Annotated in this window: 14 protein-coding genes; 8 read left to right on the top strand and 6 right to left on the bottom strand. The window is 61.0% G+C overall.

The features are described from left to right. Window positions 1-140 precede the first annotated feature (140 nt). The 4 genes from AC3EA7_RS01810 to AC3EA7_RS01795 all read left to right on the top strand — a co-directional run bounded on the left by AC3EA7_RS01810 (window position 141) and on the right by AC3EA7_RS01795 (window position 4,898). Window positions 141-383, top strand: coding sequence for a cyclic-di-AMP receptor (locus AC3EA7_RS01810; RefSeq protein WP_488612314.1), 243 nt, complete (start codon window positions 141-143; stop codon window positions 381-383). Beyond that, the gene (locus AC3EA7_RS01805; RefSeq protein WP_488612313.1) at window positions 380-1,564 is read left to right on the top strand and encodes a glycosyltransferase family 4 protein; all 1,185 of its coding nucleotides are present in this window, start codon (window positions 380-382) and stop codon (window positions 1,562-1,564) included. Before AC3EA7_RS01810 ends, AC3EA7_RS01805 begins: the two co-directional genes overlap by 4 nt. A gap of 393 nt (window positions 1,565-1,957) precedes the next feature. Next, complete coding sequence (locus AC3EA7_RS01800; RefSeq protein WP_488612312.1) at window positions 1,958-3,226, top strand: glycosyltransferase family 4 protein; 1,269 nt, start codon at window positions 1,958-1,960, stop codon at window positions 3,224-3,226. 415 nt (window positions 3,227-3,641) lie between these two features. Continuing rightward, on the top strand, window positions 3,642-4,898 hold the full coding sequence (locus AC3EA7_RS01795; protein WP_488612311.1) for an STAS domain-containing protein: 1,257 nt from the start codon (window positions 3,642-3,644) through the stop codon (window positions 4,896-4,898). Between the two features lie 75 nt (window positions 4,899-4,973). Here the strand turns inward: AC3EA7_RS01795 and AC3EA7_RS01790 are convergent, their stop codons facing one another. Together AC3EA7_RS01790 and AC3EA7_RS01785 are read right to left on the bottom strand one after the other, a co-directional pair. Then, a complete protein-coding gene (locus AC3EA7_RS01790; RefSeq protein WP_488612310.1) occupies window positions 4,974-5,375 on the bottom strand; it encodes a hypothetical protein in 402 nt (133 codons plus the stop codon). Window positions 5,376-6,496: 1,121 nt separating this feature from the next. Continuing rightward, entirely contained in the window at window positions 6,497-8,161 is a 1,665-nt protein-coding gene (locus AC3EA7_RS01785) for a phytoene desaturase family protein (RefSeq protein ID WP_488612309.1), read from the bottom strand. A gap of 329 nt (window positions 8,162-8,490) precedes the next feature. Between AC3EA7_RS01785 and AC3EA7_RS01780 the strand changes: the two genes are divergently transcribed. Together AC3EA7_RS01780 and AC3EA7_RS01775 are read left to right on the top strand one after the other, a co-directional pair. Next, window positions 8,491-8,763 carry a hypothetical protein gene (locus AC3EA7_RS01780; RefSeq protein ID WP_488612308.1) on the top strand — a complete coding sequence of 91 codons (273 nt, stop codon included), beginning with the start codon at window positions 8,491-8,493 and terminating at the stop codon, window positions 8,761-8,763. 20 nt (window positions 8,764-8,783) lie between these two features. After that, on the top strand, window positions 8,784-9,617 hold the full coding sequence (locus AC3EA7_RS01775; protein WP_488612307.1) for an STAS domain-containing protein: 834 nt from the start codon (window positions 8,784-8,786) through the stop codon (window positions 9,615-9,617). Between the two features lie 97 nt (window positions 9,618-9,714). Here AC3EA7_RS01775 and AC3EA7_RS01770 read toward each other — a convergent pair whose 3' ends face one another. Further along, on the bottom strand, window positions 9,715-10,470 hold the full coding sequence (locus AC3EA7_RS01770) for a type 1 glutamine amidotransferase (protein ID WP_488612306.1): 756 nt from the start codon (window positions 10,468-10,470) through the stop codon (window positions 9,715-9,717). A gap of 250 nt (window positions 10,471-10,720) precedes the next feature. Here AC3EA7_RS01770 and AC3EA7_RS01765 point away from each other — a divergent pair, with 250 nt between their 5' ends. Continuing rightward, entirely contained in the window at window positions 10,721-11,539 is an 819-nt protein-coding gene (locus AC3EA7_RS01765) for an alpha/beta fold hydrolase (RefSeq protein ID WP_488612305.1), read from the top strand. A 160-nt stretch (window positions 11,540-11,699) separates the two neighbouring features. On the opposite strand, the gene AC3EA7_RS01760 is transcribed toward AC3EA7_RS01765, so the two are convergent. From AC3EA7_RS01760 to AC3EA7_RS01750, 3 genes are all read right to left on the bottom strand, one after another. Continuing rightward, window positions 11,700-12,314, bottom strand: coding sequence for a hypothetical protein (locus tag AC3EA7_RS01760; RefSeq protein WP_488612304.1), 615 nt, complete (start codon window positions 12,312-12,314; stop codon window positions 11,700-11,702). Window positions 12,315-12,668: 354 nt separating this feature from the next. Beyond that, on the bottom strand, window positions 12,669-13,964 hold the full coding sequence (gene aroA, locus AC3EA7_RS01755) for a 3-phosphoshikimate 1-carboxyvinyltransferase (protein ID WP_488612303.1): 1,296 nt from the start codon (window positions 13,962-13,964) through the stop codon (window positions 12,669-12,671). 74 nt (window positions 13,965-14,038) lie between these two features. After that, window positions 14,039-14,704, bottom strand: coding sequence for a winged helix-turn-helix domain-containing protein (locus AC3EA7_RS01750; RefSeq protein ID WP_488612302.1), 666 nt, complete (start codon window positions 14,702-14,704; stop codon window positions 14,039-14,041). 163 nt (window positions 14,705-14,867) lie between these two features. Between AC3EA7_RS01750 and AC3EA7_RS01745 the strand changes: the two genes are divergently transcribed. Beyond that, on the top strand, window positions 14,868-16,601 hold the full coding sequence (locus AC3EA7_RS01745) for a serine/threonine-protein kinase (protein ID WP_488612301.1): 1,734 nt from the start codon (window positions 14,868-14,870) through the stop codon (window positions 16,599-16,601). Window positions 16,602-16,701: the final 100 nt, after the last annotated feature.

Below are 16,701 nucleotides of genomic sequence, written 5' to 3'. Positions count from 1 at the left end.
ACGCTCGCTCAAAAACAACTCAGGAGTATAGCAACGAGCGCCATGATTGTCAAATATTTGTGCATTTTGCCACAATGATGCAGCGGCAGATCAATCTGGTATAATGCGCGTTACGCTGGTATTCAGCCCAAGGAGCGCCCATGAAGTTGCTGATCTTCGTAACCGATGATAGTGTCGCGGATGCGACAGTCGATGCGCTGGTCGAACAGAGGTTTCGTGTGACCCGGCTGGCATCGACCGGCGGCTTCCTCCGCAAAGGGAGAACGACGCTGCTGGTTGGCGTGGAAGACGCTGCTGTCGATCGCGCGCTCGATCTGGTGCGCAGTACAGCGCCTGGCACGCTCTCGATCACGCTGGACCTCGAACGCTACGAGCGCCTGTGAAGATCCTCTATGTCGCCAGCGGTATTCCTGTTCCGGGCACGCTTGGCGGCTCGATCCATACGCTGGAAGTCGCACGCGGGCTTGCACGGCGTGGTCATGGGGTCGATGTCATTGCTTGTTCCCGCTCCAGCACATTTGAAATCGCCTCGCTGGCGCGCCCGGTTTCATCCCGCTTCGGTGACGTGCGCCTGCACCACATTGATATTCCCAAAACCCTGAGTCTGCTCACGATTCCCCTGATCATGCGCCTGGCGCGCGCCTTGAGACCCGACATCATTATGGAGCGGTACTATAACTTCGCTGGCGCGGGCATCCTGGCCGCCCGACGGTTCGGCATCCCCTCAATCCTCGAAGTCAACGCGCTGATCATCGATCCGCCGGTGGTGCTAAAACGACGCCTCGACGATACGCTGGGTGCTCCGCTGCGCCGCTGGGCGACAGCGCAGTGCCGCATGGCAGATCGAATTGTAACGCCACTGCATACGACGGTCCCTTCCGACATTCCCCGCACACATATTGTTGAACTGCCATGGGGCGCCAATGTGGAACATTTTCGTGTTGATCGACCTGTCATCAGCCCCACACAGCCGATAGTCGTGTTCCTTGGTTCATTTCGCGCCTGGCATGGCGTGCTCGACGCAGTACGCGCCGGCGGCATTCTCGTCGAGCAGGGGCGCGTGTGCCGCTTCCTGTTTATCGGCGATGGTCCGCAACGCACTGCCGCAGAACGTCTGGCATCGCGCTGGCGTGAACAGTTCACCTTTACCGGCGCTGTTCCATACGATAATGTGCCTGCGCTGCTGGCACAGGCCTCGGTGGCGGTCGCGCCATTCGACACTGCGGCACATCCTGCGCTCCGCGCCGCCGGCTTCTTCTGGTCGCCGTTGAAAGTGTTCGAATACATGGCTGCGGCATTGCCCGTCGTGACAATCAACATTCCGCCGCTCAATCAGATTGTGCGCCATGGCATCGAAGGGTTGCTCTACCCCGAAGGCGACACCGATGCGCTGGCAGCAGCGATTGCCTATCTGCTCGACCACCCGGACGAGGCGCGCGCTATGGGGGAGCACGGTCGCGAGCGCGTTGCGACGCATTTCTCGTGGGCGCGACATTGCGAGGAACTGGAACGAGTCATGAGCGAGATTGCAGGGAGACGGTGCACGTTGAACGTCGCACGTTGAACGTTGCCCGAGGGAAGGATACAGGTGCGAAGGTGGCAGGTTGAAGGTTGCAGGTTGAAAGCGGGGACGTATCCGAACTCCTGGATATTGACAGGAACGTACCCGACCCTTGAGGTCTTTGCCGGGGATCGGGCGCTGCGATGGAACCTCTTGGCGAAATGATTTCTGTCTCCTGTTCAGACGTGCATTAACCTCAAGAGTCTTGAGGAGAACGCGGCATATTGAACACAGGAAGGCGGAAAGCGGAAGGTGACAAGGCGGGAAGAGCACGGGCAGGAGGGTTACAGGTTACAGGAGGGAAGGGTGAGGGTTACAAGACGGGAAGCCAGCAAGGAATTCCTAACCCCTAACCCCTAACCGGTTTCTCAGTTCTCGGTTCTCAGTTCTCACACCATGCACGTCTTGCTCCCAACCGATGTCTTTCCCCCTCGCTGCGGCGGCGCTGGCTGGAGCGCACATGCGCTGGCGCTGGCGTTGATCGCGCGCGGGCATCAGGTGACGGCCATTGTCCCCCGTGAAGGGCAACGCGGTTGCGCCGCCGGCGACACGCTCGGCGTGCCAACGGTGGCCTTCGGCTACCATGCGCCACGCATTCCTTTCGTGCGCAACTATGTCCGCAATGAGCGGTTATGGCCCCGCCTGGCGCAGGTGATTGTCGCGGCAGGTGCAACGCCTCCCTGTCATCCTCGGGACACGATCATCCATGCCCAACACGTTCAGGTTGCGCCAGCCGCTGTGATAGCCGGGCAACGCCTTGGCGCACCGGTGGTCATCAGCATGCGCGACCACTGGCCCTGGGATTATTTCGCCACCGGATTGCACGGCGACCGCATCCCCTACCCGCGTCAGACGTGGGCATCGCTGGCGACCGACCTGCCTGCCCGGCTGGGACCATTGCGCGGCGCAGCGGCGCTGCCTGCCATTCCGTACATCTTGGCGCACCTTGCGCGCCGTCGCGCCACATTGCGCCGGGCAGACGCCGTGATCGCCGGCAGTCGCTACATCGCCGGAAGACTGGCGGACCTGGTTGAGCCGCAACGCCTGCACATCATTCCGAACATCGTCGATCTTGCCGGAATCGACGCCCTGATCGCCACACCATCGCGCCTCATCCCGCCCGACGAGCGATTCGTCCTCTATGTTGGCAAGCTTGAACGGAACAAAGGCGCGCATCTCCTGGCTGACATTGTGCGACGGGCAGGCGCCACGCTCCATCGCTGCACGCTCGTGGTTGCGGGCAGTGGTCCGTTACGGGCGGAGCTGGAAGACGCGGCACGTGCCGCTCAGGTACGCGCCCGCTTCCTCGACTGGATCGACCACGACGACGTGTTGCGGTTGATGGCGCGCTGCGATCTGTTGCTCTTCCCATCGGCGTGGGGCGAACCATTGAGCCGCGTGTTGCTCGAAGCATGCGCCTGTGGCGCGCCCATCCTGGCAATGCCCACCGGTGGCACACCCGACATCATTATCGACGGTGAAAGCGGCGCCCTGGCGGCAACTGTCTCTGATTTCGCGCGTCGCCTGGCAGAACTGCTCGAACGACCCGACGAGCGCCGCGCGCTTGGCGTCGGAGCGCGCCGCCTGGCAGAGCGTCGCTTCGCGCCCAATGTTGTTGCCAGGCAGGTGGAGAGTCTCTATCAGTCGTTGATAGAACCGGCGTAGTAGTGCGTTTCGGCTGAAGCGATCATCTCAAGGAAACGCACACAAAGGCGCAAAGGCACAAGGATTTTGCATGCAACGTCCCCAATGTGCTGCACTCCCACAGGTACCACCCCTTAATGACCTTAATGTCTCATTTACCTTTTCCATTTCGTGTACTAGCATAGACCATGTGCTGCGCTCCACGATGAGTGCGTCTGCAACCACGTTGTACTATTGACCGGACATATGTGGCGGACTAATAGGGCGAAAAGAGACGCAAAGCCAATTCGCGTCTTCAGCGAGCCATCGCCGAATGACAGGTTCACGCGAACAATCGTCCTGAGGCGCTGAACTGTCAAGGAACCCGGAAAACGCTACGGTCCTCGCGCGATGGGCGCCATCCCCACATTGTTCCGGTCCTCCAGAGGAGAAGGAAATGATCCGTTCTTCACTGACCGGCAAGGTCATGCTTGCAGCGCTGATCATCGTAACCCTGATCATCGGTGCGGTCGCAGGAACCTCGCGCGTCATCAAGGACATCCACCAGTCTATCGAACATCTCACCAATCACACGATCAAACGAATCACCCACGCCGATGCAGCCAGCAGCTCCATCTCGCGAGCGCTCGCCGAAGCGCATGCCGCTGCGACATCCGGTTCTCGCGCCAAACTCGCTGTTGCGCGCGTCTATCTTGCCATGGCGCGCAATGAACTGGCGCTCATGACTGATGATGAGACGCACACTATAGCAGCCGAAACCCTCGCCGATCAGGAAATGTTGCAGCAACGCTACATGCGTCTGATCAACGAAGCGGAAATGGTGTTCCTCCCTCTCGAAACTGCCATCACCGAGAACGATCAGGAGGCGATCGCCAGTCATACGACGACCCTGATCACACTGGCGGGCTATAGCGGGCAACTATCGGAAACCATGTCCTCGGTTGCGCTGAAAGAATTCCGCGCAACCGAAACCGTGTTGCGCTCCGAAATCAGCATGGCAAATCTGGTGTTGGGAAGCGCCAATGTTGTCCTGATCCTTGCCGCTGTCATCGCGCTCTGGCTGCTGCGCCGGCATGTGGTGCAGCCGCTCGAAGCGCTGGCGGCGGCGGCGCAGGCAATGAGCGAACGGCGCAGCATGGCGCCGCTGCAAATCACCAGTCGTGACGAAATCGGGCGCCTGCAACGCGCGTTCAATGAGATGACCGAGGCGCTCGCGCAGCAAACCCGGCGCCTGGAAGAGCAGATCGTCGTGGCCGAGGCGGCGCGTGCTGAAGCCGAGATTGCCCGCATGCACCTTCAGGAGAAACTCGCCACCATTGAAGAGCAACGCGAAGTCATTCGCGCCATGAGCATTCCACTGCTGCCGCTCACTCGCACGTCGGCGGTCGTGCCGTTGATCGGCGCGATCGACAGCGCACGGCTCGCCATGCTTGCCGACCGCGTCCTGCGATCAGTCGCTGACAGACGTTTTCAGCGCGTGCTGTTCGACATCACCGGCGTACCGGTGGTGGACGAAGAGGTAGCGCGCGGATTGAACAAGGTTATCCACGCGCTCCGATTACTTGGCGCTAATGCAGTGCTGGTCGGCATTCGCCCCGAGGTTGCGCAGGCGCTCGCGCCACTCGGCGATGCGCTCGCCAGTGTAACCACCTACAGCACGCTCGAACAGGGGATTGAGAGCGTACTGCAATGACGCGCCTGATCCGCTCCAGCCCGCATACTGATACAACCATCGCAAAACGGACACAACCGGCGTTCCGACGTTTGCTTACGTGAGATACGTCGAAATGCCCGGCGCCTGCTTGAGGCGTTCGAAGTCCATCTCCCACAGGCTCACGAAGCGCGCAAAATCGACCTGCCGGTAGTCGCCGGAGTACCAGGCTTCCAGAAAGAAATTGTCGTTCGATCCAGCGTAGTAACGAGATACGGTTGCATTGCTGTTGGCTACATTGATGAACTCAAGAAAACCGGCGCGGTCGAGCGTTGCGGCTTCTCCGCAGCCGTAGATCGAGGTAAACAGGACCCCTTCGTTGAACGTCTGAATAATGATGTTCGGCTTGGTTGGGTGGCGCGCCAGAACTGTCTTCTCGTCTGCACTGACTTCGTACCCCAGAAATTGCAGATGATGACCGATCTGTGCCCGCGTCTGCTCGCGATCCGGTGCAGTCATTCGACACCTCACACATACACGCCTGAGTTTTGAGAATGAACGATCCCATAGCGTCCGATCGCGCGGCGATGAACGCTGATCGAACAGGCGCAGCGCAAATCGTATCGGATGGCGGGGCGCCGACAATCGAGGACAGGCTGCTACAAAAGACAGGCTGCCACAAAAGAAGAGTACGCCAATCAGAAACGAACCGGGCTGACGTCGTTCCATCAGAGTATACCGCCGGGCATCATGGAATGTCAATCGCTTGGAAGAAGCGAGAGTGCAGGCGTGATGTGACCGGAACCCCTGTAGCGCTACGGGCGGAAGCCCTTGCTCATACTCATGCGCAGTCATTTGTGCAATACTGCCAGTGCGCACAGGACGCCGTGTCGTTGCGGGCGAAAGCCCTCGCTGAGGCAAGTGCAAGCCCCACCGGGGTTACTAACGCTGATGCGCGGTCATGCCATTCCCGACCGCCGGTGCGCGTTGACTGTTGCGCCTTGCGAACCGAACCCTCGAACATCTTGTCTGACGGACTGCGACGTGCTATGACTTTTTCGGACACACTCTAAGTGGAACAGACAGGCAAACACCGCCTATTCTGCGAATCAACGGACATCGGTTGTTCTTCTCTGCAAACCAATCCACATTCACGCACGGATCGCTCGGAATCCGAGGAAAACCAACAGTATGTCAATACGTTGCGGGATAAACGGGACAAGCGGAGGTGAGATGTGTACGTGTTATACTAGCATAATAGCATGATAGCATGGCATGATGGGGTACACGAAACCCTCCCATGACGTTAGAAGCGGCATACACATATCCGTATGTATTGTTGATGGGAAGGTAAAGTCCTGTATGCACGGAACGACCGAACACGGATCCGTCAAGCGGATAGCGGCCCCGCTGACGCGGGGCTGATTCCGATCATCCTGATCCGCCAGGGTGAGGGCGCGTGCGCACCCTTCGCGTGATCAGCCCGACGCTCATGAACATGTGCAAAATAATCCGGCATTCGCGCTGCGCCCGGCGGTTAAAGCCGCGGGCTACGGTGGCGAAGCCCGCCTGCGCGGGCTATACCGGATTTGAATTCTCAATATGCATAAGCGTCGGGCGGAACAGCGGGTTGCCTGCGATCACGCCTGCGCCGATGAGCGCCGTCGGCGCGCCACCAGCCAGCCAATGCCCCCGGCAGCAAGCGCCGCACCAGCCCACACCATCCGTTCACGGCGCAGATCGCCGAGGACCACACGCGCGGTGTTGTATCCGCTTGCCGCAAAGACGCCGCCACCGGGGTGCGTGCTCGCGCCGGTAAGGTACAACCCGCGGATCGGCGTGCGATACCTGGCCAGTTCCGGCAACGGGCGAAAAAAGAACATCTGGTCGAATGACATCTCGACGTGCATCACATTCCCGCGCAACAGCCCCAAACGGCGCTCAATATCGAGCGGCGACTGAATGAAGCGGTCGATAATCTTGCCGCGCATGTTCGGCGCGTGACGATAGAGCACTTCGAGAATACTGTCCGCCGCCTCCTCGCGTATATCGTCCCAGTGACGACCATCGGCGAGTTCGTAGGGAAAGTATTGCGACCAGAGAAAGACCGTGTGCTTCCCCTCTGGCGCAACCGTCGGATCGATAGCGGAGAATGTCATGCTGATCACCGCCGGCTCACGCGATGGCAGCCCGCGTTGATAATCGGCGAAGGCGTTGCGCAGGTATTGTAGCGACGGGCAGAGCATCTGCAACCCGTGGTGGCTCCAGTGCGGTCTGCCGCCTGATGGCGCGCCGGGGTAGTCGGGCAACTCTTCGGCGGCGCAGCGCACCGTCATGCCAAAGCCGTTGCCAATGCGAATGTTCCGCACCCGTTCCGCCAGACCCGGCGGCAGATGGTCGGCGCCTACCAGATCGAGCATGGTGGTGACGACGTGGGCGTTCGATACCACCAGCGGCGCGCTGATGCGATCACCGCTCTGCAACTCGACCCCCTGCACCCGTCTGCCCTGCACCAGAATGCGTTTCACCGGCGCATCGAGACGCACCTCGCCGCCAGCCGCCGTCAGCGAGCGCGCCATCGCCTGCGTCAGCATCCCGCTGCCCCCCTTCGGATGCTTGGCGCCGCTCAGGTGCATCATCGCGTACCACCCAAAATGGTCGCCGGAACCGATCTCGTCTGGGGGCGGACCAGATTGTGCGCCAAGCCATGCCATAAATGCGCGCATTGGTTCGCTTTCAAATTGCTCAACAATCAGTTGCCCATACGAAGTGAGCAGACGACGCACCGTTTCGAGCGAACCGTCCCATTGACCGACTCTCAATTGCGCCTTGATCATACTGCCGAACAGACCGGTCACTGTCGGCGGGTTGAGGAATGTCTCGAACACCGCTTCATTGATCGGGCGCCAGAAAGCGATGAAGCGCCGGTACGCCTCGGCATCGCGCGGCGATACACGCGCAATCGACTCGCAGGTTTTGTCAATATCGCGGTAGAGCGCAATCGCGCCAGAACCATCGGGAACAGGATAGAACGCATATGGGTCCATGTCGCAGTATTCGAGACCGTAGCGTTCGAGTTCAAGATCGCGGATCACGGGGGTCAGGTGGATCATGATATGCGCCGACGAGCCAACATCAATCCGGTAGCCGGGGATCACCTCTTCGGTGCAGACGGCGCCGCCGACGATCGGGCGTCGTTCGAGCACGAGCGTGCGCAACCCGGCGCGCTGTAGATACCCGGCGCATGCCAGGCCATTGTGCCCGCCGCCGACGATGATGGCATCGTAATCGTACTTTTGAGGCATGGTTCGCTCCCTCTGGTGCTAGAACAGCAGCCGCATGGTAGCGCGCCGCAAGGGAAACGTCAAACGTGTGTCGAGCGACGAAAGTCTATCCGAAAACTCGCCGCGTGAAGTGCGGCTGAGCACGCGGGCACTACCTTCGATCACTCAACGAGCCTTTCGGGGTCGGCGCTCAGTGACAGGCGACAAGTAGTTATGGGTGAAGGATTAATTGCGATATTGCCCGTATTTTGATCGAGAAAATCATCACTTTGATTGATATACTCTTGATCACATCACGAATGATGCCAGGGTGGCATCGACCACAGATGGTCATTGCAAGGAGCACGCCAATGACTGCCGGTTTTCAGCAATGGCTTGATCGCCTTCCCTATACCTCGTCGCTCACCTTCCGTCAGGCGCGTCTGTTGCAAACGATGCTGTTCTTGATCATGGGCGGCGTTCTCATAGGAATCGCACTCAGCCCGATCGCCAACCCGACGACCGAAAGCCTGATCGTTGCTCTGACGGTGTACAGCATTGTTCTCCTTGGCACGCTGGCAGGACTGGCCTTGCTGCGACGGGGTTCCTTTCAGGCGGCAGGAGCACGATTGTCGCCGTCCTGATCATTGTCCTCATCCTGGCAATGGCCGCATATGGACGGCAACACACAGAGTACACCCTTCCGGGTCTGGTAGCGCCAATCGTGCTGGCAGGATTGGTCATCGGGCGTCGCGCGCTCTGGATTGCATGCGGCGCTGCCATTGTCGGCGTTGCGCTGACCACACTGGGAACGTTCTACCTGCCTCAATGGTTTGGCATCATCCGCATGCCCGATCCTGGACCCTTTGCCTTCATCACAGGCTATACCCTCGTCGTTGTTGTTATCAGCCTGTTCCTCGACCGATTCGGCGGCGCGTTGCGCGAGGCGCTCAATCAGGCGCACGAGCGAGAATGCGAACTGGAGACCCTGCGCGACTCGCTCGAGCAGATGGTTGCCGAACGCACTGCCTCGCTCCAGCAAATGATCGAGGAGTTGCGCACATCGCAAGAAACCGTGCGCGCCCTGAGCGCCCCTGCCTTGCCGGTGCTGCCCGGCGTGCTGGTGTTGCCGCTGATCGGCGCCTTCGACACTCGCCGTATGGAAGACCTGAACCGCGTTGTGCTCAATGCAGTCGAGCAGTACCGCGCAAAGACGGTCATCTTCGATGTGACCGGCGTTCCACTCCTCGACACCTCCACCACGCAGGCGCTCTTGCAGACTGCGGCAGCCGCGCGGTTGCTCGGCGCCGAGTCGTGGCTGGTCGGTCTGCGGGCTGAAGTGGCACAGACAATGGTGATGCTTGGCGCCGAACTGCGCCTGTTTCGCATTTCCGCAAGTCTGGCTGATGCTATCAGCATCCTTGCCGGGGGCAATCAGCGTTCCGTGCGTGCAATGCCTGGCGCGGGCGCTGCGCTGAATGGCAATGGGCAACCGTGACGCTCTGCCACACTGACAATCGTGACAGTACCGCGCAGACCTGGAGGAATACCGGCGCTGTCCCTCTTCTTCCACCTATCAGCAGGACGGCAACTCGTTACCGCCTCACACGCAGCATTCGCTCGACCATCACCTGTTGCGCCCTCAGTTCGAGCGTATCATCGAGCGGCGCAAAGTCCCCGACATCGCCGTATCGTCGCTGCAGCGCCATCCTGATCAGGTGATCGGCGAGTTGCGGGTTCTTCGGCAACAATGAACCGTGCAGATAACAGCCAATGGTGTTGTGGTAGACGGCGCCTTCGGTTCCGTCCTCGCCGTTGTTGCCGCGCCCAACGAGCACGCGCCCGAGCGGGCGAACGCCTGCACCCAGATACGTGCGTCCGGAATGATTCTCGAACCCGACAAGCCGGAACGCTTCACCGAATACAGCAGCATCCGTTTCAACCACAATGTTGCCGATCAATCGTTCCTTCCCGCCGACTGTGTACACATCGAGCGCGCCGATCCCCGGCAGTCGTTGCCCGGTATGCGTCAGGAAGTAATGCCCCAGCAATTGATACCCGCCGCAGATCGCCAGCATCACCAGACCGTCGTCGATCGCCGCGCGCAGCGCCGGTCCCTGGCGCTCCAGGAAATCTTCGGCGATTAATGCCTGCCCACTGTCCTGCCCGCCGCCAAAGAAGGCGATATCCATGGCGGACCAGTCAACTCTCGCACCAGGACCGACTGAAACGACCTCGCAGGCAATCCCGCGCCAGCGACATCGCTGCTGGAGCGCGATCATATTGCCGCGGTCGCCATAGATGTTCATGTGGTCGGGGTAGAGATGCGCAAGGCGCAGCTGCCACGTCATGCGATTGCTCTCGAATTTACACACGCTATCCCAAATATATCCCACATTATCCCACATTATCCCACGCGTTTTTCCCACACCAGCGCACAAACCCATGCACGCAGCGTCAGGTGAAGCGTCAAGGCTTTCGCGCTGTGGATGGCAAATATTTTCAGTACATATGTTCGCATATGCTTCAACCAGGCGCTTATGGTATCATTGAACGCATGCGGCGATGTCGCCGCATGCAACTCAACGGAGAAACAGACCAATGAAACCCTGGCACACCGGCGATGTTCGAGTCAACGGGCTGATGATCCACTACACACGCACCGGGGGTGCGAAACCGCCGCTCGTCCTGGCGCACGGCTTTTCCGACGATGGTTTGTGCTGGACGCCAGTAGCGCGAGCGCTGGAAGCGCGGTTTGATGTCATTATGGTCGATGCGCGCGGGCACGGTCGCTCCGATGCGCCGGAGAACGGGTACGGACCCCTCGAGCACGCCAGCGATCTCGCGGACGTGATCACCGCGCTTGGTCTGGACCGTCCCCCCATTCTGGGGCATTCGATGGGTGCAATAACGGCGCTGACGCTGGCAGGAACGCATCCCGATCTGGCAGGCGCACTTCTGCTGGAAGACCCGCCGCCGTGGTGGGATAGCGCCGCTCTGAGCGCCGCTGCTGCCGACGAGGATCGTTGGGCGGGGATGCGCGCCTGGGTCTTTCAGTTGAAGCGCCAGACGCGCGACGAATTGATCGCCGCACAACGCACAGCAACACCCACGTGGTCCGACGATGAACTCGGTCCATGGGCGGATGCCAAGCATCGCCTGAGCCTCAATGTCATCAACCGCAGCGCACCGACCGAGGTCGACTGGCAGACCATCCTGCGACGTATAACCTGCCCGACGCTCCTGATCACCGGCGATCCGGCATGCGGCGCGATAGTGACACCCGAAAACGTGAAGACGCTGCAGCAACTCATTCCGCACCTCCGGGTCGCGCACATCCCTGGCGCCGGGCATAGCATTCGCCGTGAGCAGTTTGAGCGATATCTGGCGGTTGTACGAGATTTTCTGGCGGTATGTTGAACGTATTGTTTCAGCAGGTTGGCGCACCTACTGAGCGGTGCAACGCGCCCGGCATACTGATGGGTGCGCTAACCTGGTGAAGCGCAACCTCTAACCTCTAACCTCTAACCTCTAACCTCTAACCTCTAACCTCTAACCTCCAACCTCCAACCTCTAACCCCTAACCTCTAACCCCTAACCCCTCCTCTGGCGCAGATGCGGGTTCCGTGGGTTCAGGGAGAGTGGACGGCACGGATGCCGGCGGTTCTACAACCTGTGCTACCTGTGCTACCTGGTAGAGCGCAACGATTCTGGAGTGCGCTAACGCAGCAAAGTCACGCACGATCGGCGCGCCGCCGGCGATCGGGAAGATCTGAACGCTGCGGAGCGGCAGGAAATCTTCGGTGTTTCGCTCGAGCGCCTCGACCAGGGTCAAGCCCGGACGCACGTAATACGTACCGCGGACGACAAAAGCCGTGGTGAAGAACATAGCCATGAGCGGCACAACCTCGCGGCGCTGCTCTTCGAGTGGATAGTCGGGCGGCGGCGCGGCTTCAGACAGTGTTGCGACGAGAACAGCCTCTGATCGGTCGCAGAGCAAATTCGGCAGGCGTTGCGTCGAATGGCTATGCCCCAGCGGCGCAATTGTAGCGGCGCGCAGTGTTATATAGCGGCGCTGCTCGCCATTAATCGCATCGCTCACACGCCGGTAGATGACGAGATCATAGGCGCCGGCAATAACCAGGCTCGTGGTGTAGATCTCGATATGGTGGGTGTAAACAGGCGTCAGACGCAACCTCTCATCTGCTTGATCCGCGAAGGACACAAAGGTCCACGAAGAATGCCGTCACCCTTTGGACCGGCGACGTTGCGATACAATCTCTGCCTGCAACTTTCGACCCTGATCGATTCACCACAGAGACACAGAGGACAGAGAGAAGAACCTTCTCCCACTCCAACCTGCAGCTTTCCCGCCTTCAACCTGCAACCTTCAACTTGTAACCTTACTCACGTTCAACGTTCAACATTCAACGTGCAACGACCACCTGCAACCTTCAACCCCTCTTCCCTCCCGCCGACAGCCGTTGCGGTGCAACGGCTCTACCTGCAATCCCTCTCGCCTCTTGCCTCTTGCCTCTCGCCGCTTCCCTCACTCACATATCCGCCCCAACACGCTCCAGAACTCCGGGTATGATACATCCACCGCCTCTGCGCCGTGCACCACGGTTTCACCCGCTGCCACGAGACCGGCGATCGCCCACGTCATCGCCAGACGATGGTCGCCATGGCTGTCGAGCGTAGCGCCGCGCAGGTTGCCGCCGCCTGCGATGATCATGCCGTCGTCCGCCGGCTCCACGGCAGCGCCGAGGGCTGTCAGCCCGGAGGCAACCGTTGCGATACGGTCGGTTTCTTTGACGCGCAATTCGTGCGCGTCGCGGATGGTCGTTTCACCCTCAGCGCAGGCGGCTGCAAGCGCCAGAACCGGCAGTTCATCGATCAGGCGCGGAATGAGCGCGCCTTCAATCACGATGCCATGCAATTGTGACGAGCGCACCGCCACATCACCCACCGGTTCGCCGCCTTCAACGCGCTGATTCGTCACCGCAATCTGCGCACCCATATCGCGGAGCGCATCAAGTGCGCCGGTGCGCGTCGGATTCAGGCAGACCCCCGTCGTAGTGATTTCGGCGTCGGGGTGGATCGCGGCTGCCACCCACCAGAATGCTGCCGACGACGGATCGCCCGGAACCTGCAAGGACAACGGCTGCAACGCATCAGGACGATCCGGCGGCGTCAGATGGATGGCCGGTCCATCAACCATGATCGTCGCTCCCATTGCCGCCAGCATGCGCTCAGTATGGTCACGCCCGTCGGTGCGCCCGGTCAGCGTAAGCGTTCCATCGCCGAACAGCGCCGCCAGAAGCAGAGCGCTCTTGACCTGCGCCGAAGCGATCGGCAACTCGTAGACGCCGCCGTGGAGGTGCGCCCCACGGACTGCCAGCGGCGCGTGATTCCCCTGATCCCGCCCGTCGAGGCTGGCGCCGAGCGCGCGCAGCGGGGCAACAATCCGTTGCTGCGGTCGCGAGCGGAGCGAGGCATCACCGGTCAACACCGAAAACATCCCCTCCTGACCGGCAAGCATACCTGCCAGCAGGCGCAGCGTCGTGCCAGAGTTGCCGCAGTTCAGCACATCGACCGGCTCGCGCAGGCCATGCAACCCTGCACCATACACACGGACCGCATCTTCGTGACGTTCGACGCGCACACCAAGCGCCTGAACGCACGCAATCGTCGACAAACAATCGGCGCCGGCGAGGAAGTTCGTTATTTCAGCAGTACCGGTTGCTACGGCATTCAACAGCACCGCGCGATGCGAGATCGATTTATCGCCGGGGAGAGAGATGTCGCCGCGTAACCGGCGTGGTGGAGCAATGGTGTGGATCATGCGCGTCTTCTTGTGCGGATGCATAGCGCGTGCTACGGCCCGTAAACCGCACCACGCCGCTATCCACCCCCCCTTCATCCGTGTTCCGGTTGCGTCACCAGTTTATACCCAAATCCCCGCACAGTCACAACAAAGCGCGGGTTGCCCGGATCCGCTTCGATCCGCTGGCGCAGGCGGTAGACGAGGGCGTCGATAGCGTTGTAATCATACACCTCGTAATCCCACACATTCCTGGCAATCTCGTCTTTACTCAACACCTGCCCCTTGTGGGTGTACAACAACTCGAGCAGTTGAAACTCTTTCACGGTCAGCGGCGGATCAAGCAGTTTCCCGGAGATGTAGACTTCTTTGGCGCGACTATCGACGCGCAACACCTCCTCGTGAGCGCGCACGCGCTTGAGAATCTCGAGTGGCAATGGTCCTTTCTGAGTGGCCTCAGGGTCGTTGAACACAATCTCGGCATCAGCCACCCAGATGCGATCCTGATTGTGCAACGCATGCACCCCCTCGATCCGCTCCCCATTAACGTAGGTTCCATTGGTGCTCTCGAGGTCACGAATCGCATACCCGTTCTCGTCGCGTTCGAAGCGTGCATGGCGGCGTGATGCGAGCGGGTGTTCGATCACAATATCATTCGCGGGGTCGCGACCCACGGTCAGGATCGGACGATCCCACTCGACCTGAATTGCTTCGGCGTCCTGACGCCGAACAATCAGGATTGGTACGGGGCCCGACTGCATGGAACTCCTCCAAATTTCCTTCGCCCTGGCGCTATCGGCATCGCTGACGCGATGTGGTACAATCGTTGGGTACTGCAGGCGATTATACCATCTGCGGCTATCTGATGACAAGACGAGTGAACAGCAGGTCGCAACGCAGCGCTGGCGCGATGCAGGAGCAGGAATGACCCGCCTCATTGGTCAGCGCCTTGGGCGTTATCTGGTACAGGAAGAGATCGGGCGCGGCGGGATGGCGCGGGTGTACCGCGCATTCGACACCTCGCTCAAGCGCACCGTCGCACTCAAGGTTATGGCGCCGCACCTGGCGCTCGATCCGGAGTTCGAACGACGCTTCGAACGTGAAGCGGTGACCGTCGCCAACCTCCGCCACCCCAATATTGTCCCGGTGTACGACATTGGCGAAGCCAACGGCCTGCGCTACATCGCCATGGAATATGTTCGCGGGCGGACGCTGCACGCTATCATTCGCGAACGCGGCGCGCTCGGCCTGGCGATAGCGATCAGCATTGTCGCACCCATCGCAGACGCGCTCGACCACGCCCATGCGCAGGGCGCCGTTCACCGCGATGTCAAGCCGCATAACATTCTGATCGATATCGAAGGGCGCGTTCTGCTGACCGACTTCGGCATTGCGCAGGCGCCGGACGGTGAGCGCCTCACCCGTACCGGCATTTTCATGGGAACGCCGGAGTACATTTCGCCAGAACAGGCATCGGCGCAGCGCGTTGATGGACGCAGCGACCTCTATTCGCTGGCGATTGTCACCTACGAAATCATCACCGGCGTTGTGCCCTTTTCCGGCGCAACGCCGCAGTTGATCATGGCGCATGTGCAGTCGCCGCCGCCGCCGCCATCGTCGCTGGCGCCACGTGAGCCGCCGGAACTCGACCTGGTGCTGGCGCGCGCGCTTGCCAAACGCCCCGAACAGCGCTTCGGCAGCGGCGCCGCTTTTGTCGAAGCATTGCGCATCGTCGCGCGGCGCAACGATATACTCCCTGCCTCGCAGCAAGATGTTGCCGACCTCGCGCTGCCACGCCTTGCGTCGCCGCAGACGACCGTCCCGCACGCAGCCAGCGCGGCCCCTCCTGCCCCGTCGCCCGGCAACAACGTGGTGCGCACCGCGCCGCCAACGCCGGTCGGCGCCCCGCCGATCCGTGCGAAGGAGTCATCCCCATCGGAAGCCATTTCGTCGCCAGCCGCAACGCCCCGGCGCACTTCCACATCGCGCGGCGTGCGCTGGGCAATCGTTGGTCCTGTCGGCGCCGGTATTCTGATTGTAGCGCTGATCGCGGCGCTCTTCGGAGCAGGAGTATTCGGCGCATCCGGGCAGGTGCAGCCGACGCGCCCGCAGGCGACGGTGCTGCTGACGGAAACGCCGCCCCTCCCGCCGACCTGGACGCCGGTGCCGTCACCGACGTTTACGGCAACGCCGCGCCCAACCGAGACGCCGACTCCCGAACCGCCCACGCCGCTCCCGACGACGCAGGCGCCGGTGTTTATCCCACCGCCCCCACCGCCCCCAACGACGCCGCCAACAGAGACGCCGACCGAAGCGCCGACCGAGATGCCGACCGAAACACCAACGCTTCTGCCGACTGAGACGCCGACGGCAACACCTGCGCCGCCTTCGCCCTCCGTCACTGCCACGCCGGTCGTGTCACCGACGGTCGTGACGGGCACTGCAACGATTACTCCCTCAGTCGTGACGGCGACTCCTGGAACAGCGACTCCCGGAACAGTCACTCCTGAAACAACGCCAACCGCCACCACCGGTTCGGCGGATGCCGGAACGCCATCGCCAACGGCCACGCCCTCCTCCGCCACCTCCGAACCCACACTCACGGCGTCTCCGACGCCATCCGCCACACCCAATGCCTCGCCGACTCCCACGCCCTGAAGGTGACGGTCACGTGGGATGCGCCGGATGCACGAGCGCCGCCAGCAGACCTGCAACACTCAACGTTCTCAACGGTGCACTGACATGCACCGGGGCGCGC

The sequence above is a fragment of the Roseiflexus sp. genome, assembly GCF_057785375.1.
The sequence above is the reverse complement of the archived record's forward strand: the minus strand, read 5'-3'. Positions and strand labels throughout refer to the sequence as shown.